17 protein-coding genes and 1 pseudogene are annotated in these 18,759 nt (G+C 47.1%); 8 read left to right on the top strand and 10 right to left on the bottom strand.

Annotation, left to right across the window (positions count from 1 at the left end; translation table 11 throughout):
* Positions 1-30 precede the first annotated feature (30 nt).
* From DFO57_RS14790 to DFO57_RS14775, 4 genes are read right to left on the bottom strand one after another with little or no spacing between them, the layout of a single operon-like run.
* Positions 31-858 (bottom strand): metal ABC transporter permease, encoded by an 828-nt coding sequence (locus DFO57_RS14790; RefSeq protein ID WP_019106861.1) that lies wholly within the window; start codon positions 856-858, stop codon positions 31-33.
* A complete protein-coding gene (gene sitC / locus DFO57_RS14785; protein WP_042676837.1) occupies positions 858-1,718 on the bottom strand; it encodes an iron/manganese ABC transporter permease subunit SitC in 861 nt (286 codons plus the stop codon). Before sitC ends, DFO57_RS14790 begins: the two co-directional genes overlap by 1 nt.
* On the bottom strand, positions 1,715-2,536 hold the full coding sequence (locus tag DFO57_RS14780) for a manganese/iron ABC transporter ATP-binding protein (RefSeq protein ID WP_014333019.1): 822 nt from the start codon (positions 2,534-2,536) through the stop codon (positions 1,715-1,717). The genes sitC and DFO57_RS14780 overlap by 4 nt, the downstream gene beginning before the upstream one ends.
* Positions 2,533-3,408, bottom strand: a complete 876-nt coding sequence (locus DFO57_RS14775; protein WP_228525948.1) for a metal ABC transporter substrate-binding protein — start codon at positions 3,406-3,408, stop codon at positions 2,533-2,535. The genes DFO57_RS14780 and DFO57_RS14775 overlap by 4 nt, the downstream gene beginning before the upstream one ends.
* Positions 3,409-3,766: 358 nt before the next feature.
* Between DFO57_RS14775 and DFO57_RS14770 the strand changes: the two genes are divergently transcribed.
* The 4 genes from DFO57_RS14770 (at position 3,767) to DFO57_RS14755 (ending at position 5,386) form a co-directional block, all read left to right on the top strand.
* On the top strand, positions 3,767-4,057 hold the full coding sequence (locus tag DFO57_RS14770) for a hypothetical protein (protein WP_013028032.1): 291 nt from the start codon (positions 3,767-3,769) through the stop codon (positions 4,055-4,057).
* Positions 4,058-4,286: 229 nt separating this feature from the next.
* Positions 4,287-4,532, top strand: coding sequence for a regulatory protein YcgZ (gene ycgZ / locus DFO57_RS14765; protein WP_019105874.1), 246 nt, complete (start codon positions 4,287-4,289; stop codon positions 4,530-4,532).
* A 169-nt stretch (positions 4,533-4,701) separates the two neighbouring features.
* The gene (locus DFO57_RS14760) at positions 4,702-4,989 is read left to right on the top strand and encodes a hypothetical protein (RefSeq protein ID WP_013028030.1); all 288 of its coding nucleotides are present in this window, start codon (positions 4,702-4,704) and stop codon (positions 4,987-4,989) included.
* Between the two features lie 142 nt (positions 4,990-5,131).
* Positions 5,132-5,386, top strand: coding sequence for a biofilm/acid-resistance regulator YmgB/AriR (locus DFO57_RS14755; RefSeq protein ID WP_014604571.1), 255 nt, complete (start codon positions 5,132-5,134; stop codon positions 5,384-5,386).
* An 88-nt stretch (positions 5,387-5,474) separates the two neighbouring features.
* Here the strand turns inward: DFO57_RS14755 and DFO57_RS14750 are convergent, their stop codons facing one another.
* Positions 5,475-5,669 (bottom strand): hypothetical protein, encoded by a 195-nt coding sequence (locus DFO57_RS14750; RefSeq protein WP_013028028.1) that lies wholly within the window; start codon positions 5,667-5,669, stop codon positions 5,475-5,477.
* Between the two features lie 369 nt (positions 5,670-6,038).
* On the bottom strand, positions 6,039-6,767 hold the full coding sequence (locus DFO57_RS14745; protein ID WP_110015475.1) for a YoaK family protein: 729 nt from the start codon (positions 6,765-6,767) through the stop codon (positions 6,039-6,041).
* Positions 6,768-7,102: 335 nt separating this feature from the next.
* On the opposite strand from DFO57_RS14745, the gene DFO57_RS14740 reads away from it, so the two are divergent.
* From DFO57_RS14740 to DFO57_RS14730, 3 genes are all read left to right on the top strand, one after another.
* Positions 7,103-7,435, top strand: coding sequence for a hypothetical protein (locus DFO57_RS14740; protein ID WP_022623057.1), 333 nt, complete (start codon positions 7,103-7,105; stop codon positions 7,433-7,435).
* A gap of 20 nt (positions 7,436-7,455) precedes the next feature.
* Positions 7,456-7,830, top strand: a complete 375-nt coding sequence (locus tag DFO57_RS14735) for a RidA family protein (RefSeq protein WP_014604569.1) — start codon at positions 7,456-7,458, stop codon at positions 7,828-7,830.
* 396 nt (positions 7,831-8,226) lie between these two features.
* A complete protein-coding gene (locus tag DFO57_RS14730; protein WP_071785175.1) occupies positions 8,227-8,463 on the top strand; it encodes a hypothetical protein in 237 nt (78 codons plus the stop codon).
* 1,970 nt (positions 8,464-10,433) lie between these two features.
* Here the strand turns inward: DFO57_RS14730 and DFO57_RS14725 are convergent.
* From DFO57_RS14725 to DFO57_RS14700, 4 genes and pseudogenes are all read right to left on the bottom strand, one after another.
* Positions 10,434-11,557: pseudogene (locus DFO57_RS14725) on the bottom strand (DDE-type integrase/transposase/recombinase).
* Between the two features lie 346 nt (positions 11,558-11,903).
* Complete coding sequence (locus DFO57_RS14715; RefSeq protein WP_110015473.1) at positions 11,904-12,875, bottom strand: ParB family protein; 972 nt, start codon at positions 12,873-12,875, stop codon at positions 11,904-11,906.
* Between the two features lie 7 nt (positions 12,876-12,882).
* Positions 12,883-14,082, bottom strand: a complete 1,200-nt coding sequence (locus DFO57_RS14710; RefSeq protein ID WP_022623062.1) for an AAA family ATPase — start codon at positions 14,080-14,082, stop codon at positions 12,883-12,885.
* A gap of 1,892 nt (positions 14,083-15,974) precedes the next feature.
* Positions 15,975-16,904, bottom strand: a complete 930-nt coding sequence (locus DFO57_RS14700; RefSeq protein ID WP_014604568.1) for a RepB family plasmid replication initiator protein — start codon at positions 16,902-16,904, stop codon at positions 15,975-15,977.
* 479 nt (positions 16,905-17,383) lie between these two features.
* Between DFO57_RS14700 and DFO57_RS14695 the strand changes: the two genes are divergently transcribed.
* Complete coding sequence (locus DFO57_RS14695) at positions 17,384-18,754, top strand: aldehyde dehydrogenase family protein (RefSeq protein WP_110015471.1); 1,371 nt, start codon at positions 17,384-17,386, stop codon at positions 18,752-18,754.
* Positions 18,755-18,759 lie beyond the last annotated feature (5 nt).

The following is an 18,759-nucleotide window of genomic DNA, read 5'->3' as shown; positions in this document are numbered from 1 at the left end:
CCCTGTTCATTCAGGCGACCAGCACAGTAATCAGCAGGAGGATTTAGACAGGCGAGAAAGTTTATAGTGAGTGGTGATAAAGCTGACGATAAAGACCAGAGCGAAAAGCACCACAATGGTTGGTGCGGGAGCACTGTCAATAAAAAATGAGAGATAAACGCCGCAGAGTGAGACAACCAGCGAAACAAACGTCGCCAGTATCAACGCATGGGAAAACCGATCCGTCAGCAAAACGGCAATCGCTCCGGGTGCAATAAGCAATGAAATCGATAAAATAATCCCTACTGCCTTAAGCGTTGCCACAATGGTCAGAGACACCATACACAACAGGCTATAATGCAGCCAGCGCACCGAAAGCCCGCACACCTGAGCCTGTTGAGGATCAAAGCTGAACAGCATGAAATCGCGCCATTTCAGGCCGACAACAGCGACAATCACAGCAGCAATGCCTAACGTCTGAAAAATATCGCTTTGGCTGATCCCCAGCATATCGCCGAATAAAATATGGTCGAGGTGGATCTCCGGTTTCAGGGCGATGTACAAAATCAGGCCAACCGCAAACATCCCGGAAAAAACAATACCCAGAACCGTGTCCTGCTTGATTCTGCTGTTCTCTTTAAGGTAGCCACTGGCGACAGCACAAAACAAACCGGCACTGAATGCGCCCACTGCCAGAGGTAATGCCATCATCCACGCCAGCACTATGCCTGGAAAGACAGCATGACTCATCGCATCACCCATCAACGCCCAGCCCTTCAGGACCAAAAAGACTGACAGCAGCGCACAAGGCACGGCAACCACCGCCGCGATGAGTAAAGCATGATTCATAAAACCAAACTGAAAAGGTTCCAGCCACATCATCTTGTCTCCCGCACAGCATGCGCCCGGGCACGACGACGATTCGCCAGCACACCGTGCTTAGGCGCAAAGATGAAGGCCAGTAAAAACAGTAACGTTTGCGCAACGACAATAATGCCGCCCGTTGCGCCATCAAGATAATAACTTGCCCACGCGCCCATAAAGCTCGTGATGCTGCCAATGGCAACCGCGATGGCAAGTAGCCGGGGAAAGCGATCGGTCAGCAACCAGGCCGTTGCGCCTGGCGTGACAACCAGACAGATAACCAGAAACGCGCCCACAGTTTGTAACGCAGCCACGGTCGAAACGGCCAACAAAGTGAAAAATAAGATCTTAAGACGCATCGGATTTAAACCAACGGCGCGAGCATGGTTTTCATCAAAAAAGGTGACCATTAAATCTTTCCATTTGAAAAACAAAATGGCGACAGAAGTCAGTCCGATAATAAGCAGCTGAATGATATCGGAAGGCGCAATAGCCAGAATATTGCCCAGCACGATAGTCTGAATATTTACCGAAGTGGGATTGAGGGAAACCATAAACAGCCCAAGGCCGAAGAACGAAGAAAAAATCAGGCCGATGATGGTATCTTCTTTCAGCCGCGTGCGCTGGTTGAGCAACAGCATGCTCCCTGCCGCTAAGCCCCCTGATAAAAAAGCGCCCAACGCAAACGGCAGTCCGAGCATGTAAGCGCCCGCGACACCGGGAACAATAGAGTGTGACAGCGCATCACCAATAAGCGACCAGCCCTTTAACATCAGATAACAGGACAGAAAGGCGCACAGCCCGCCGACCATGGCTGAAATCCACATGGCGTTCAACATATATTGATAACCAAAAGGTTCAAGGAGCGCGGTCATCGTTTACCCCATGATGAATGCGTGTCCATGGATGCATTAACCGGACGTTCATGATCGGCGATAACCTGCGTGATACCGCCCTCAGTCATGACATGGCGCAGTACGCCACTGAATGTGCGCTCCAGATTCTGCTGCGTAAACGTCGTCGCCGTGGGGCCGCTGGCAAGAACCGTGCCTTTAACCATGACGGTGTAATCACAAAACTCGGTCACGGAGCCAAGATTATGGGTCGAAACCAGCATAGTTTTTCCTTCCTCCTTTAGCTCACGCAACAAGCTGATGATTTTGGCCTCGGTATGAACATCAACGCCGGTGAAGGGTTCATCCAGTAAAATCACCTCGCCCTGTTGCGCAATGGCCCGCGCAAGGAAAACGCGTTTCTTCTGACCGCCGGAAAGCTCACCGATTTGGCGATGGCGAAAATCCAGCATGTCAACGCGTGCCAGCGCGTCAGTCACCCGATCGCGATCCTGCCGTTTAGGGATACGCATCAGGCCCATATGCCCATAGCGCCCCATCATAACCACATCATCCACCAGAACCGGAAAAGACCAGTCAACCTCCTCGGCCTGCGGCACATAGGCGACCAGGCTACGGCGAAGCGCCTTACGCGTTGGCAATCCCAGTACGCTGATATGGCCCGATCGCGCAGGTACAAATCCCATAAGCGCTTTGAAAAGCGTAGATTTACCCGAACCATTTACCCCGACGAGTGCAGCAATTGACCCGGCTGGCACGCTAAAGCTGGCGTTGTGCAACGCTGTATGCCCGTTACGGTAGGTTACCGAGAGGTCCGAAACGACAATTGTGGGGTTCATGGTGTTTTCATCCCGTCCTGAATGCCGTTAACCAGCGTCTGGGTGGTAACTTTCAACAGGTCAAGATACGTTGGCACAGGCCCCCTGGCCGCGCTTAATGAGTCAACGTATAACACACCGCCATAATGTGCGTGCGTTTCGCGCGCGACCTGGCGTGCAGGTTTATCGGAGACGGTGCTTTCACTGAAGATGACGGGAATGGCATTCTTTTTCATCTGATCGATGACGTTCCGAACCTGCTGTGGCGTTCCCTGCTGATCGGCATTGATTGGCCAGAGATAAAGTTCTTTAAGCCCTAAATCACGTGCCAGATAGGAAAAAGCGCCTTCGCTGGTCACTATCCAGCGTTTGTTTTCTGGTATGGCGGCGAGTTGCTTACGAACAGGTTCGAGTGCTGCAACGATCTTTTGCTTATAGGCGGCTGCGTTCTGCTGATAGGTGCTGGCATTGGCCGGATCGTGCTTTACAAGCGCATCACGAATATTATCCACATAGATCAGTGCGTTATCCGGTGACATCCATGCGTGAGGATTGGGTTTGCCATTATAAGGTCCTTCCCCTATTCCTATCGGAGAAACGCCCGTTGAAACAACAACTTCAGGAACGCCTTTGAGATGTTGATAAAAACGTTGAAACCACAATTCCAGATTCAAACCATTAGCCATCACCAACTGTGCACCCTGTGCACGTTTAATATCGCCTGGGGTCGGTTGATACTCATGAATTTCGGCACCAGGTTTGGTGATTGACGTCACCTCAGCCGCCTCCCCTGCCACATTTTTTGCCATGTCAGCAATAACGGTGAAGGTCGTGACAACCTTAAATTTATCAGCCGCATAGCTGTTGAGGCTAATAAAAACACTCAACATCATGCCAAGTGTTGAAACCGATAATTTACTCACCATGTTCGTCATCCTGAGATTAATGAAAAAAGCGCCAATAATTTAGCCCGTGCTAAATTTTATAGCACAGGCTATAAAATTCACACAGAAACACTTTGTGAAGTTTTTTAATGAAATGAATGGAAGTTTTAAGTTTTGTAATGCAGAGTGGCTAATTAGTTATTCTGAAAGTAAAAGTCCAGCAGTGTAGCGCCATCGAATAATGAAGAAACCGTCCTGATGCAGGTCCATAAAGTGGATGGATCAACGCTGAGCGCGCGCAGGGCAAAACAGGAACGCTATTCTTTGCTAAAATAAACTTGTCGTATGAAAGGCAAAGGAGGTCATTTTGTTACTTTCCCAGCAGCACCTGACAAACACGATCATCGGCGAAGCCGCTCTGAACCTGATCGCCATCAATCAGGACGTCAGTGTGGAGTCTCTTGTCGATGAGCTTAAAGTAATGACCCGGTCTGAAGTGGATGAAGCCAGGCTGTCACAACTTGATGATGCAACCAAATGGCTGATGGGTTTCAGGCAAATTGGTTCGCGCCTGACTTCAGGCAGAGGCTGGTCTGCACGCAAATCAGCGTTTTCAGGATCTTCAGACAACGACGGCGATGACATTGTCATAAAATAGTTCTATGCTCATATTTTACGCATTGTGTTAACTTTTAAGCTTAATTTTGGCACAATGCCTGATAACATCCGCCCTACTTCACACCTCTGTAACTCTCTGTTTTTAATCAATTAGCATTTTTTGCACAAAAAACTCCCGTTAAGACCATCAAAATTCTGTACAAGTTTTTGAAAGATGTATAACTTTCGCTCTATGGCAAAGTACATTTTAACCACCTGAGGATAATCGTATGCGTCAGAACGGACATGCACCGGATAATACCAGCGACATCGCCCGTTACTTCAGCCAGGCAAATTTGCCCTCTCAGCAGGAAACGCTGGGTGAGATTGTTGTTGAGCTACTGCGCGCAGGCCAAACACTTTCACGCAAAGCAATTTGCAGTAAATTGCTCCATCGTCTTGACGGTTGTGATGCCACAGAGCAGCAAAGTCATTACCAGGAGCTGATTGGATTACTGTTTAGTCGCGAAAGCTAATATAAATTTAACGCTTTAAAATTAATTCGTTACCTGAAGTAATTTCTGATCGGGCAGTACCATGTTTACTCACAGGGATAGTACTGCCCACAGCTGACGCGGGAAGGTTAGCTGTCCCCCGTCATCGTAGCCGGAGCGTGGCTACAAATTCGTAATCAGAGAAGCCAGTATGTACAGAAGTGAAGAAGAAAAAATAACGGATGTCATGATTGGTGAGGCCGTTCTGATCTTACTGAAATCAGAAAGTCCGATATCCAGCAATGCACTTATTGCTCAACTTGAAGCAATGGCAAGTGAAACCGAGGACGCAACCAGGCTGAAAGCCATCAAAGTTGCGATTGTTGAAGTACAAAAAGGCATGGCCACAGCGAACAGTCGCCGCCGGGTGGATCTTCCCGAGCGCGATAAACACCGTTTGAACAACGACGGCCCACCAGAAGGCTCTAAAAAACACTGACGCTGGCGTCTAAGATTTAAGCTGTGCCAGCGAGAGAAAAGATGGGCATCAAAGTGTGTTATGCCTGGTAACCCTTACTACTTAATGACCTTGTCGGCTGACTCCTTAAGACGCAACTGACGATTCTTAGAGAATGATAACTATGCAACAGAGCACATCAGATTTAGCCATCATCGAGTTTTTTCGCAGTGAGGGAGAGCATCTTGCTCAGGAGACTGAGCTGCTTGGCAGAGTTATCAGAAATATTGTCAGTGACGAAAAACGCGTAACCAATAAAGCGATCATCCTGTACCTCATCGCAGAACTCGAATCGACGGATGATGAGTTCCATATCGAACTGTTACGCAGAACTCTTGAAATCGTGGTAGGACGTACGCCAGACGATGCAGGTGTGTAGTTTCGCATCTGACATCTGTGGTGAGGGCGTTTATCCTAAGTCAGCGTGAGTTTGTTGACCTGCAACGCAGCCAGATTGCAGGTCACTCTTAATGCATTTTGCGTGAGAAAAAATGGATTGCGCGCTGGCAAAGTACTTTAAATCTTTTGTCTCGGCTGTCCTGACTTAAACGAAACAATGCATCTGTGATCTGGTGAAACTGCACGGGCTCACCTACCTTCAGAAGTTCACTCACCACCGCCCCAATCAGCGCACGAATGTCGTTGTCTTCATGGTTATTCACATAACCTCCAACCGGTGTATGTATATACAGACTAACACTTTTGTGGTCAGGAAAACAAAGCCAGCAGAGGAAATAAACCTTAAGCGAAGCGGTAGAATCTACTTATATTATTGATTTAGTTATACAATAATTTTATTTTTCCACGACCAATTTAGTGAAATGGTAATTCTTTTCTAAATCGGATAAAACGTAAATTTTTATTACTTTTTGTCAATTTTATGGACTTGTTCACCGGTCATATTATGGAAGTTAATTCCTCTATTTAAATTGCCACACCACTTTTAAAATACAGTCTTAAAATAATCATTCCTGCTAGTAATGGCAGCACCTGAAATAAAATCTCACGTAACCGCCATTTATAAAAATCAACTAGTAAAGCTTTTTTGCATTATACAATGTAATAACAATCGCGCCAGCCGCAAGGGCGATGAGGGAAATTCCCAGTCCAATCATAGCGTTAAATGCATAGGTTTTAAAAAGTAATAGCCCGACAATGCACCCCGTTAAAAAAGATAATACCGTGGTTAAATGTGTATAGAGCTGCTTCTGGGCAAATCGTCTGTCGCAAGGTTCTGCCCGGGATATAAAAGATGATAAATAGGAACCTAAGGCGATGCCTGCGTCAGTTAGCGTACCGGTAATATGGGTTGATCTGACACGGCCGTTCGACAGTTGCGTAGAAGTCGCATTATGTAAGCCCATCAGGAAGCCCAGCATCAACAATACCTCACCGTTGTAGCTGGGTGAATAAAACCATTTTTCGAAGAGTGACGCTGCCGTCAGTGCAAACCCTTCAGCCAGAATGATCAGGCAGAAGATGGTTCTGATTTTCCGTCTTTCGCCGGCAATAATGAACAATCTCGCGGTGGTACAACCGATCACAAACGCAGAAATCAGACCCGCAAGGAAAACCAGACTATCAAAGTCAGAAGTGAAAACTTCGTTAGAAATCTGAGAAGTATTACCGCTCATGTGTGACGGAAAAAAACCAAACGCGCCTAAAGCCATTGCGTTGAGTATCCCGGCAGTCGTTGCCAGTGCCAGAGCCAGATATCTATCATCGGTATGTGAACGTATTTTCTTCTTCTTTATCAGCACGCGGTTCCCCTATAAATGTGCATAAATATCAGTCTGGATCCTGAGGCTCCAGACAACTAATAGTAGTATGCTTTTAAAAACTCAGCGGTGAATACAGATAAGTCTGGGTCTGTAACCTGTTAATTGTATTGATTTTTATAGTTTCATTGACTGATTTCATAAAACGTCAATGCCGGTCATATTTTTTATGCTGCTCATGACCAGGGCTGGTGCCTGGTGTCACCTGATAGCCTAATCCAGGCAGAGGATTTAACTAATAGCGCTATTTATGGCAGGATATGCGACCGGACTGATGCCCCTGTTGGCCAGTGAGAAGAATGACTCTGGATGGATAGATGACAGTACTAAAACCCGCTTTTCTTATCCCTGCCGCCCTTGTCGTTGGGTTCCTGGGGTGGTGGCTGACACCTCATTATGACGCTGAAGATGAAAACTACTACATTTCTGTGCTCTGCGCCGTACCTCAGCAAAATGAGCAACAGCTGCAGAAAGACATAAAAAACGTTATAGAAGGCAGTAATTCAGACTATGCGTTGCAAAAAATACATTTTGTTCCTGGCCTGGCCGCTCGGGTGATCGACAACTGGAAAAGTCTGACTCAAGAACAGCAGCAGCAGGCAGCACTTAGCAATCATGCGTGCTCGCAGTTGCTAATGACCAACAAGTAATACATTGGGAGTTAGGCACTATGATGCCTGTACGGAAAAACTATGCTTCGCTTGGGGAAGTCACTGCCCCCTATGTCCATGCCGTCAGCCACAATCAAACACTCTATGTCTCAGGCTTAACGGCGTTTGGCACGCCTGCAAACCAGGGGGATATCGCGGCGCAGGCCGAAGTGATTTTTGATCAGCTGGAAAGCATAGCGGCGGCTGAAAACACCTCTCTGCAGCAACTCATTAAGGTCACCCTCTTTGTAACCTCTTTTAAAGATATTGATGCACTCCGCAACGTGCTGTTTAAACGTTATGGTGATTATTTACCTGCGAGCGCATTGGTACAGGTTAGTGCTCTGTTCTCACCTGACTTGCTGATTGAGATCGACGCAATCCTGGGTCTTTGAACATTTATAAACCTCATTTTCTGGGTTATGAAAAGGGCAGAAATTGAGGTAACGCAATGATGTTCGACACAGTACTTAATCCAGTGCAACTCACTGGCAATGGGAGCAAAGTTTCATTTCGCGTAAAGCCGTTCAAACCACGCAGAGCGACCTGAACCTTCGCTGGCTGTTATCGACAGATATATCAGATGACGACAGATGTTTTCAGGCCTGGCATCTATTCCGGCAAAAAAGACACAACAAATTCTGATCATACGGCATGATTAACATCTGATTATGATCGTGTTTTCCTTCTCTCATCCTTGACCCAACGCTTTATACTTCAGTTGCCGCACCGTCAGATGGCATTGAACGAACAGGTTTATGCGTAAGTGGCACAGTGCTGAAAGGCTATAGATGCCCCCGACGTTAGTGATGCTGAGTAGTCTGGTGGAAGTTCTGGAATCGTTGAGTAACAAAGCCCCCTGCCCTACCCTTTACTTGCCTGAAGCTCAGTGCTGGCTAATAGCCACTGACCATTATTGCCTTGAAACGCGCATGACACATGAAGTGTCACTGAACTCTCATCTCTCCATCTTCACCCATTACCGCTTTCACTCTGCGGTCACGCTGGCAAAGGCATTTTCGTCTTGAGAGATACGTATGTTGTCGAATCGCCGCTTGTGCCTTGTCTTCGTGAACGCTTACGCCAGTCGCACTCCACGCCGGGCTGAGCAGTTTCAATTAACGAGGAAGGCTGCGCGCTTTTCGGCTTGAATGCTGAACCAGTGGCTATCTGCTCATAAATAGAAATCGTGTAAGACTCCCATTTACACAAGGCTGATATACGTGGCGCAAATTGCCATTAGGTGCATAAGGTAAATTTCAGCCTGAAATCGCCAACACTTAGGTGTTACTGATTACAGTGAACGTTTAAGTGGCATTCACTGTAATCAGTGAAAGAGGAAATAAAAACCAGCCAGAGGATGAATGATTTTTTTGAACGTCAAAAACACAGGCAAACCTTTATATTATGTTAAATAATCAGGCACGGTCGCAAATTTTCGCCCCTGAAATCGTTGACGTCCTGAGAAGACAGCGACGTATTTTTCCTTCGATTTGGCTAAAACACGTTAATACCTCCACGTGGATTTCCCTTCGTGGCGAGTCGTCATTTATCTGCTTTAAAGCGATTTTAAGCCTGTTAAAGAGAGCTGTTCCCAACCCCGCCATCATGTGAAGAATACTTTTAACCCGGGTGAGCAACGCATCTTAACCGTTCACTGTACACTGCAACCCAGATACCTATGTAAAGCCTAGATGATGCGATCAAAAAACCCTGTCTAAACGGCCACTCGCCAGCGAGGCTTGCCTGTTTTCATAATGACTGCTTTCAACAATTTCATGCAGCAAACCCATTGATAAGTATGAATTTCAGCCTGAAATCGCCAAACAGGTCATTTGCGGTTGCTGATTACAGTGGTTGTGATTCGCTGTAATCAGTATCGAAAGTCATTCCCGTGATTGAAGCGGGATGTAGCCTCAGCAGGATGAAATAAACAAAACTCAGCCAACATGAGCATGTTATGAGTGAAGACCAGAACAGTTAATCTCAAAAGGATCTCGTTGCCGATTCACTGTAATCAGTTTTTCATCATGGATGGGAATGTGACAGTGCCACACATAGTAGAATCAAGCCTATGGCCAACGTTTACAGATTACAGTGAACGTCGGGTTGGCCTGAATGCAGCTTGTAGTATTTAGTAAAAACATCATGCCAACGCCAGAAGCCGTTAGCTTTCGCCCGGGCATCACTGTTCTGTAAGGAATGGCGTTTTCTCCTCCTGCAGGCACTGATGCGAATTTGATAAAATGCTGTACAGCATCAGGCTTTTACTTTCATTAGCGCCTAACAGAACGCTTTCGCTCTCCAGCCTTGTCTGTTACTGATTCGAATAATACCTGGGCTGAAACGGGTTTTGTATGATGACTGCACCGACTTCAGCTTGTCGCTGTGCATTCTGTCGTCGTGTCAGCGCTCGTTTTCACTAAATCGTTGTTTTATCAACGTGAGGGCAATTGCCAGGTGTGAATCTGTTCCGATTAAGCGAAAGGCCAGAGTCACGATGCAAACTGCGACATGTTTTTTAGCATCTGGGCATGAAACCAACTCCATGTGCTTAACTTACTTACTCCTGAAACGCCTATCAGTAAGGCGAAAGATTGGCGCATGTCTCTGTCATTAAGGCTTTCTCAACTTATCCACTTTTTCTGTGGATAACTAAGGGATATTTTCTGTATATCAATTTAACCAGAGTTTGACCGGGACGTTCGTCTTCAAAAAAATAACAAAGCAAAACCCTGACGCATTGACTTCTCTCAGAAACCGAGGGATTACTTTTTATCTCTGACTGAATTTCAGGCTGAAATCGCCATCATAAAAACAATATTTTTCATGAAGATAGGGTTGAAAAAAGCGTCTCTTTCGCCCTGACACCGATAATCCACACACTGCTAAATCTCTTATTGCAATCACAGCAACACCGCTAATTGAGATGCCGTCGAAAAATTGCTGTATCCGTCTCTGTTTGTGTAAATATCGCGCAGACTGCATCCAATAAAAATCATCGACGTGATTTGCCCCACAGCATTGAGCACAATAGACCGTTAGCCATGTCGGTTGGGTTACCTTCTCTGTTAGCATTTTGCCAGCCCACTGCTAACCTCGCTGACGTCAGATAAATCACTCAGGAATGAGGCTGAAACGCTTATAGTCCTTCCGCCAGTCGTTAATGTATTTTTTGGGTGAACACTTTCGCTTAACCCGAGCTTAATCTGACACGCCTTTAGAAAACTACCATTTAAGCTTTCGATAACCCCATAGGTATTCGATCGCCCGGCTGAATAAGCCGAAGCTTAACGCCATGCGCAAAGGTCCACTGGTTCAGTGCCCGCCAGGTAAACGCTGGTGCAGAGTCTGGTCTGGTCTGGTCTGGTCTTAACGTTACCGGATAGCCATGAAATAGCACAATACTGTCCAGAATACGTGTGACCTGCATGCCAGATATACCTGAGGTAAGAGAAACTGACAGGTATTCATTGGTAAAATCATCAACGCAGATATAACACTTTATTCTGCGTCAGGATGCCTGTGCGTCCATGACGAAATACGGTGACCACGACAGACCAGGAGCAGCAAGACGGAGCAGAGGAAGGCGTTCTGTAACCCGTATTCTACGACCTCGCCTGCAATTAACACCCGGGCCGCTGAGAGGGTAAAGGCATCACAAGTACTTGTGATTAACATGCAGGCCTTCTCGTTGCCGTAGTTTCCCGCTATACGGCGCTAACCGAAATGCCGTCGCTCGGATGGCAGCGCAATAGTGCGCCCTAAAAAATGCGCATCAGCCACCGGAGGCTGCTTCTCATGGCAGCAAGTCGACAGGAACAAATCAGCATACGTGCACGCACGAGGTCGTGACAGACTCATCACTTCACACCTCACTGCAACCGCTTCCCGCTTGCGATCTGTCGTCAGTATTATCGGCTCAACCACCTGTAATGCATCTTCACTCAGGCATCACTTCTGCAAGTCACTTCCTGAGACGGGCTCTCTCTTCTTCAGACGTTTTACTTCAGGGAGTGCCAAGCCATTAAATGTCTTACGCCAGGCGCAAAAGTTTGCGTCAGAAATAATATGCTTACGGGAGGAAATGCCAGCCTCGGCTATGCAAGCGATACTGATGATCTGTTCGTACGAAAACTGTCTTCATTGGGATGTCCTTGCGTTGCTATAACATCATGTTGTGGCCAGCAACGGGGAGCAGATCAGTCGAATCAAAAATCTTTTAGCACCGAGGCAGACAACCACATTAAAACCACAGGCGGCAGGCGGCAGGCGGGAAATATAGCGAATTTCATTTTGGGAAAGTAAATTAAAACACCTAAAAAACAGTATCTTAGAGATAAATTTCAGGCTATTTATTTGGCGATTTCAGGCTGAAATCCGCTATAGCGATATCGAATATTACAGGGATAAAGGAAATATGAGGGAATAAAAAACCAGACAATCATTTTGCCTGGTTTGATATGTTTCATCGGGTCATATACTTCTTTAATGTCTCAGCAATGACCTTATCAAGCTCGTCCTGGAGTTCTTTGGACTGGCGGTTAAACTCATAGCTAAACATTCTTCCTCGCGTTTTTTTGCGCGCAAATCGATCCTTATCAGCAAAGGACCAGAGAGCCACCGCTGTGGTTTTATCTTTCTCAGGCTCTTTAACGAGCGTCTGGCTGCCCTGGCGAATCAACCTCAGAATCGTGTTTTTTAACTCGTCCTCAGCCAAACCATCACGAGCCCTGACAACATCGATTTCAGCCGAGATAGCGTTTATCAATGCCTCGACGGTTTGCCCGGTCTCACTCAGTTTATCCGCAGCCTGAAGCAAGGCTTTATAATCAGGATAAGTCAGCTCTGACTGATTAGGAAAAAGAGAGATCAAATCAGCGGGAACGCTGGCAGCTTGTAAAGCACGGGTGACCTTGGCTTGCGAAAGGCCCTGGTTTTCAGCAATCTCTTTTTGGGATAAGCCGCCGTCTTTGAGCGCCAGTAATCGCATCCCGACTTCACGCAAATTATGCTCACGAGCCGTCTGAATATCCTGCGCAAGCCTGCGTGCCTCATCCGGAGTGATGACCGCATCGGTCACAAGAATATCCAGACCGGTTTTACAATAAAGTGCTGCCGCGCGACGTCGTGAGCCGTCCAGTATCTCTATACGTTCGCCTTGCATCACACCAATGGCAGGGAAGAACTGCTGAAGCTTAATCGTGCGGATAATATCCCGCAGTGAGTCAGGCGTAAGACCAGACTGATCGCGACCATTCGTTTCCATGGTCACAAAGGTTTTGCTTTCTATCTCATTCGCAGGAATGTGTTCAAAACGGAATACGGCACGTTTTCCTGTGGCAAGAACAAACGTCTGCGAAGGGTTATCAGAGACTTTTTCTGTGTTTAACGGTGTCTGGCTGAAGGTTCTGCCGATCGTTATTCTTTTCGCACTCATAAAAACCTCAGTTCAGGCGGATAAATTCAATGCGGTCAAAAACCGCTTTAGCGAAGTCTTCGGCGGCAGAACGGGCGTTTTTCAACGCCTCACTGCTACCTACATAGGTTGACGGGTTAGCCGATATAACCGTGTCAAACGACTCACCGCAACGCTCAAAACCATCCAGACGGGGCAGGGTTGCGTCCAGCATGTCGCCGCCGAAAATTTCTTTAGCAAGGCTGTGGCAAAGTTTATGGTCTGCTTTGTTAGAGAGCTTTGACATAAACCCGATATTGCCCTGGAGACGGCATACGGCTCCCGACTCTTCAATAATGCCAATCAGCTCTGGTAAACGAGTCAGGTATTTGAGGGTAGAGTGGAAATCAACCTGTGCCGGTGGGACTGGAGTCATCAGGAGATCGGATGCGGCGATCGCATTCTTTAAAAATGCATCCAGATGTGGGCCACTGTCGATGAAGATGAAGTCGTAATCTTTTTTAAGCTTAGACACGACATTATCGTATAACACCGAATGAATGTTTTGCCCTGGCAAATGAGTGGCACACAGCTGATCCCAACTTGATGCAATAAATGCGTCATCTATTGATGCAGGTAATACGTCCACACCAGGAATAATGGATGAAACGATAAATTCACTTACCAGCTCATCCCGTGTGACGTTTTGTAGCATCGCCTGAGCGGCAGTCGCCTCCACGAGCCCGACAGAACGCTCGTGATTCAAAAACATCGTGGCAGAAGACTGTGGGTCGAGATCAACCACAAGGATGCGCAGGTCTTCATATAAAAGGTGAGGGTGAGCCCGAAGAGCGTGAGCCAGAGAAACAGTAGAAACCGTCTTGGAAACGCCGCCTTTAAGATTCCCCACAAATAAAGTAAAGGCTTCAGTGTGACGATCGCGATATTTCGGCACGCCGCGATGATGATAGATATCAATAATGTTCTGAATGGACATGGCGTACTTCACCGAGCTACCGGCAGCGCGCTTATCGAACTGATAACCACTCTCTTCCATTTCGTTTACAGCATAATCAACGCTGGCGCGGGTCAGTTTTGGCAGTTTAGCCAGAGCCGCCTTGGCATAAATTTGGTAGTAGCTGTTTTCCTGCAACTCAAGCTTTTGTGCCTGAATTTGTTCAGTAAGGCTCAATAACATGCGTTCGGAACGCTGAGCAACTTTCATGACCTGACTATCATCGTTAGCCATACTTACTCCAAATATGTAGGATTTATGAATTTATACCTAAATCCTGCACACAAGGCAACAAGTTATCATATCAACGCAATACTGTGTTAAATGTAGGACTCCTGATTTCTGTGACTTTGTTCGCACAATTCACTGTGATGAGCGGGACACATCTCGAGCTCGCGCACATGAAATACCGCCCATTCATCTTCACAGCCTTAACCTTGACGCTTGATCCAGCACACGATAAGGCTGACAAATTCTATCTCCTGTAAAAGCTGGTAAGAAAAGGCATCAATAACAGTGTCGAACGTTCACTGTAATCAGTAAATGAATGCATTCGAATTTTTGCAGACCTGATGGAGGTCAATTCAGTTCCAATACGTGTTAATCGTAAGCAGGAGGGCCAGGCCAATATGCTGATTTCAGCGCATGTCTGGAGCACAGATTCATGCCGGTTGGCAGCGGTAAGATCGCTAAACTGAAAGATTCACTATAGTCAGCAAAAGATTCACTGTAATCAGTAACGAGGGATGGGTGCATCATGAGTTCAGGCCGATGTGTGGCCCTGCATGTGAAGCCGGTAGACAAAAGGGTACTGAGTTGAACGGACTGGCAACTGGCAACTGGCAACTGGCAACTGGCAACTGGCAACTGGCAACTGGCAACTGGCAACTGGCAACTGGCAACTGGCAACTGGCAGGGTGTCATATCCCGTTTTTCAACGAAAGAAAAGGGGAGTCATTTCACAGGGCGCTAACAGAGGATTCACTATAATCAGCAAGTGCAGCGCTCAGTATATTCACTGTAATCAGTAAAAGTTATGGGTAACTTTAGGCATTCACTGTAGTCAGTAACCTTCCGCTTTCATTTTGATGGCCCCTTTACGAGGAGTCATCAGGCTGGCCTTTCCCACAGCCAGACTCTAACTTAAACGCAGAACGGCTATGGGACTGAGTTTCAAACATTCACTGTAATCAGTAAATACACATCCAGCCAAACACCTCATACGGGGTTGAATGCTAAACAACTCAATCGACTTCCACCAGCCCCAGCATGGTCAGAGCATTCACTGTAATCAGTATACTTCGTAAGTCCTGACCCGCGGGTCAGTGACCAGAATCAGGCCACGTCTCATCATGGGCGGGCTTATGGGTGAGAGTGGATTCACTGTAGTCAGTAAAACATTCACTGTAATCAGTAAAAGAAGGAAAGGAATTCGGTTGGCTGCAAACGGAACCTGGCCGCGTCAGATGGGATGTTCACTATAATCAGCAAACGTGATTTTCATTTAACCTGCCAGTATCTCAACATTCACTGTAATGAGCTAAGTGTTCACTGTAGTCAGCTGACTTCGTGACAAATGCTGAAGCTTCATCCCAAACGGCACACATCATTCACTGTAATCAGCACTGGCTTAACCCTGTCACTTTTTTTTAAGCGGAAAAGCACCCAATTGGAACAGGAAAGGCAGGGCAAATAGCCAGCAAAACAGAGGTAAAAAAAGACACTATTAAACAATGGGTTAACTCTAACATTCACTGTATTCTGTAAATAACAAAGCTCAGTAAATTCACTATAAACAGTATGACGACGCGGAGGTCTGGTTTCGAGCCGACATTCACTGTAATCAGTAAAAGCGGTTTAAACGCATGGAGAGAGGTGTTCTAAAAAAGGTTAGTAAGTGCAAGCTAACTTATAAATTATTGATAAGTTTGCACTTAAAAAAATGGACCGCGAAAGTAGATATGTGAACCAGTCCACTTTTACTGATTACAGTGAACACGACTGATTACAGTGAATGGCCAGCCAACTGCCTGGAGAATTAAGACGAAAATGATAGGCATACGTGTCACTTTTTGGCAAAAGTGACACTGCAACGCGAGGAGTACTGATTACAGTGAACGTTGGGCTCAGTCTTCAAAATCGATCTCATCGAGCGTATCGATTCCTTCCAGGTTACTGATTCCATCGAGTTTCGGTGTTCTGCTGTGAATGATGAAAAATACGGAGCGGCCTCGTTTGACTTCAGAGTAATCAAGGTAGCCAATCTCTTTAAGCTGTTCCATCGCGCGTCGTACCACGTGATTCTGCGTGGTAATCTTTGAGCCAAGATTGAGCCGCATACGTAAGCGGGCAAGAGAAATGGGCGCAGGGTTGGTCGGCAGGCTCTCCAGGAACGTATAAAGCGCCTGAGCCGATTCTTTACGCTTAAGGCGGGAGATAGCCCTCAGCTGCAGTAAAACCTTGTGGTCGAAGTTATACAGCTCAAAGAGCTTGGGATCAGCCTGTATGCGAACAATGTCTTTTTCACGATCGTAATAAGCTGACTGTACCAGATGCGTATGATAGGCCTTACCGTTACCTTCAAAAGAGAGAGTGTTCGTCGCAATACGGCGTAACGAAGCGTCGAGTCGCTTACGCAATGCGGCAGAGGAGTTGGCGGAGGGAATACCGCACATCTTCACGAAATCAATAAAAGGCAGGGTTACCGTATCACCCTGTGTAGGGTAACGGGAAAAAGACTGAATAATGCCGGCCCAGGTCTTAAAGTCATTATCCATATCCAGTCTGGCACCGGTGATGGTAATCTTTTCATAGCCTTCCGCTTTAACCAGAGAGAGGTTTTTAAGCTCTTTGGTGGCATCGGTTGAAGCCATAGCACCAGAAATGCCCCGCGCTGTGGATTTAAGCGTGGGAACAAAGAGTCCCAGACGCATTAAGGCCACGGGCTGAACGGTATTATTTTTGTTGGGATGAAGCTGAATAACTTCACCACTGTTTTTGGTCACAGACAGAAAAGGCTCTAGTAACGCTTTGTTTTCACTATCTTTATCTGCCATTGGATAAGATCTTCATTCTGTGGATGAAAAGGATCGTTTTCTGATTACAGTGAACATTAGCACTGATTATAGTGAACATTCTACTGTGTATAGTGAATAAAGTACTGATTACAGTGAATACTTTACTGATTACAGTGAATGCAAACACCCTCTCAGCCCTTGTGTGGTGCGGCCTGCGACGATCGGGGATCTCTTTGGATCTATAAGGGATCTCTTTATGATCGTTATATAGGAACTATTCACTGTATAAGTGGATAACTTGCCTGAAACACATATGGCATTCACGTTATTCAGCCGTCTGTCCGGATCCGTTCTGCCAACATAGTAACGCGCTGCTCGTGGTGTTCGCCTGAGCGAAACCTGGCGTGACAAAGTGATCACTTCATTTTTTATAAACAACTTGCTCAGCATTATTCATTTTTCATCAGCATTATCCCGGCGTATGGTGACAACATCACTTACTGAAAAGGATCGAAACCATGACTGACTTTGCCGTGTCACGTAATCCAACCACGGGCGACATTCTTGCCAGCTATCCCATGCAGAACGCATCTGAACTGGAACAGGCATTAAGCACCAGCGCGGCCGCGTTTAAAAAATGGCGAAAAAGCAGCATGGCATCACGCGTAACAGTGCTTCGCCAGCTCAGTCATCAGCTTCGTGAACGCGAGCCTGAACTGACACGCATGATTACCCTTGAGATGGGTAAACCCGTGGCGCAGGCGAGAGCGGAGATCCTGAAATGCGCCAATCTGTGTGACTGGTATGCAGAATTTGGACCTGCGATGCTGGAAGACCAGCCATCACAGGTACCTGATGCGTGGCAGTCCTTTCGCCCAATAGGCGTGATACTGGCCGTCATGCCGTGGAATTTTCCCTTCTGGCAGGTTCTGCGCGGCGCCGTAGGCATGCTGCTGGCGGGTAACACCTATCTGCTTAAACACGCGCCCAACGTCATGGGAAGCGCAACGCTGATGGCTGAGTTATTTGATGCAACCGACCTGCCAAAGGGCGGTTTTAATCTTATTAACGTTGATAACGAAGGTGTCTCAACCGCTATCAAAGATGATCGTATTGCTGCAGTCGCAGTAACAGGCAGTGTTCGGGCTGGTGCAGCGATCGCAGCACAGGCGGGCGCAGCGTTGAAAAAGACCGTGCTGGAACTGGGCGGATCAGATCCTTTCATCGTGCTGGCTGATGCAGACATCGATGAAGCGGTGAAATCTGCGGTGACAGGCCGTTATCAGAATACCGGACAGGTCTGTATGGCGGCTAAACGGTTCATCATTGAGGCATCCATAGCAGAGGCATTTGAGGCCCGTTTTGTAGAGGCTGTAAAAGCGCTTAAAATCGGCGATCCTTTGAATGAGGACACCTATATCGGCCCAATGGCCCGCGCCGATCTGCGTGATGAGCTGGATCAGCAGGTACAAGCCAGCCTGCGTGAGGGTGCCCGGTTGGTGTTAGGCGGTGAGAAAATAGCAGGGCAGGGCAACTATTACGCCCCCACCATCCTTTCAGACGTCACCAGCGAAATGACCGCCTTCCGGCAAGAGCTGTTTGGTCCGGTAGCGGCGATTGCCGTGGCCCGGGATGCGGAGCACTCTCTGGAAATCGCCAATAACAGCGACTTTGGGCTGAGCGCGACCGTCTGGACAGGCGATGAGCATATGGCTGCCCGGATGAGCGAAGAGCTGGAAGTGGGCGCTGTGTTTATTAATGGCAATGGCGCTTCAGATCCGCGCGTCACCATTGGTGGTGTCAAAAAGAGTGGCTATGGCCGCGAACTGTCACATTTTGGTGTGCATGAGTTCTGTAATGTGCAGACGATTTGGAAAAACCGTCGGTAATCCAC

Origin of the sequence: Pantoea sp. AG702, from assembly GCF_003182295.1 — a bacterium.
GTDB lineage: Bacteria > Pseudomonadota > Gammaproteobacteria > Enterobacterales > Enterobacteriaceae > Pantoea > Pantoea ananatis.
Note: the sequence above shows the minus strand (reverse complement) of the source record. Positions and strands in the feature narration are given on the sequence as shown.

Excerpts from the sequence above, each read along its gene's own strand:
- DFO57_RS14740 (WP_022623057.1), top strand. The coding sequence starts at position 7,103 with ATGACAGTACTAAAACCCGCTTTTCTTATCCCTGCCGCCCTTGTCGTT.
- DFO57_RS14735 (WP_014604569.1), top strand. The coding sequence starts at position 7,456 with ATGATGCCTGTACGGAAAAACTATGCTTCGCTTGGGGAAGTCACTGCC.
- DFO57_RS14730 (WP_071785175.1), top strand. The coding sequence starts at position 8,227 with ATGCCCCCGACGTTAGTGATGCTGAGTAGTCTGGTGGAAGTTCTGGAA.
- DFO57_RS14760 (WP_013028030.1), top strand. The coding sequence starts at position 4,702 with ATGTACAGAAGTGAAGAAGAAAAAATAACGGATGTCATGATTGGTGAG.
- DFO57_RS14710 (WP_022623062.1), bottom strand. The coding sequence starts at position 14,082 with ATGGCTAACGATGATAGTCAGGTCATGAAAGTTGCTCAGCGTTCCGAA.
- sitC (WP_042676837.1), bottom strand. The coding sequence starts at position 1,718 with ATGACCGCGCTCCTTGAACCTTTTGGTTATCAATATATGTTGAACGCC.
- DFO57_RS14695 (WP_110015471.1), top strand. The coding sequence starts at position 17,384 with ATGACTGACTTTGCCGTGTCACGTAATCCAACCACGGGCGACATTCTT.
- DFO57_RS14755 (WP_014604571.1), top strand. The coding sequence starts at position 5,132 with ATGCAACAGAGCACATCAGATTTAGCCATCATCGAGTTTTTTCGCAGT.
- DFO57_RS14700 (WP_014604568.1), bottom strand. The coding sequence starts at position 16,904 with ATGGCAGATAAAGATAGTGAAAACAAAGCGTTACTAGAGCCTTTTCTG.
- DFO57_RS14780 (WP_014333019.1), bottom strand. The coding sequence starts at position 2,536 with ATGAACCCCACAATTGTCGTTTCGGACCTCTCGGTAACCTACCGTAAC.
- DFO57_RS14715 (WP_110015473.1), bottom strand. The coding sequence starts at position 12,875 with ATGAGTGCGAAAAGAATAACGATCGGCAGAACCTTCAGCCAGACACCG.
- DFO57_RS14790 (WP_019106861.1), bottom strand. The coding sequence starts at position 858 with ATGTGGCTGGAACCTTTTCAGTTTGGTTTTATGAATCATGCTTTACTC.
- ycgZ (WP_019105874.1), top strand. The coding sequence starts at position 4,287 with ATGCGTCAGAACGGACATGCACCGGATAATACCAGCGACATCGCCCGT.
- DFO57_RS14775 (WP_228525948.1), bottom strand. The coding sequence starts at position 3,408 with ATGATGTTGAGTGTTTTTATTAGCCTCAACAGCTATGCGGCTGATAAA.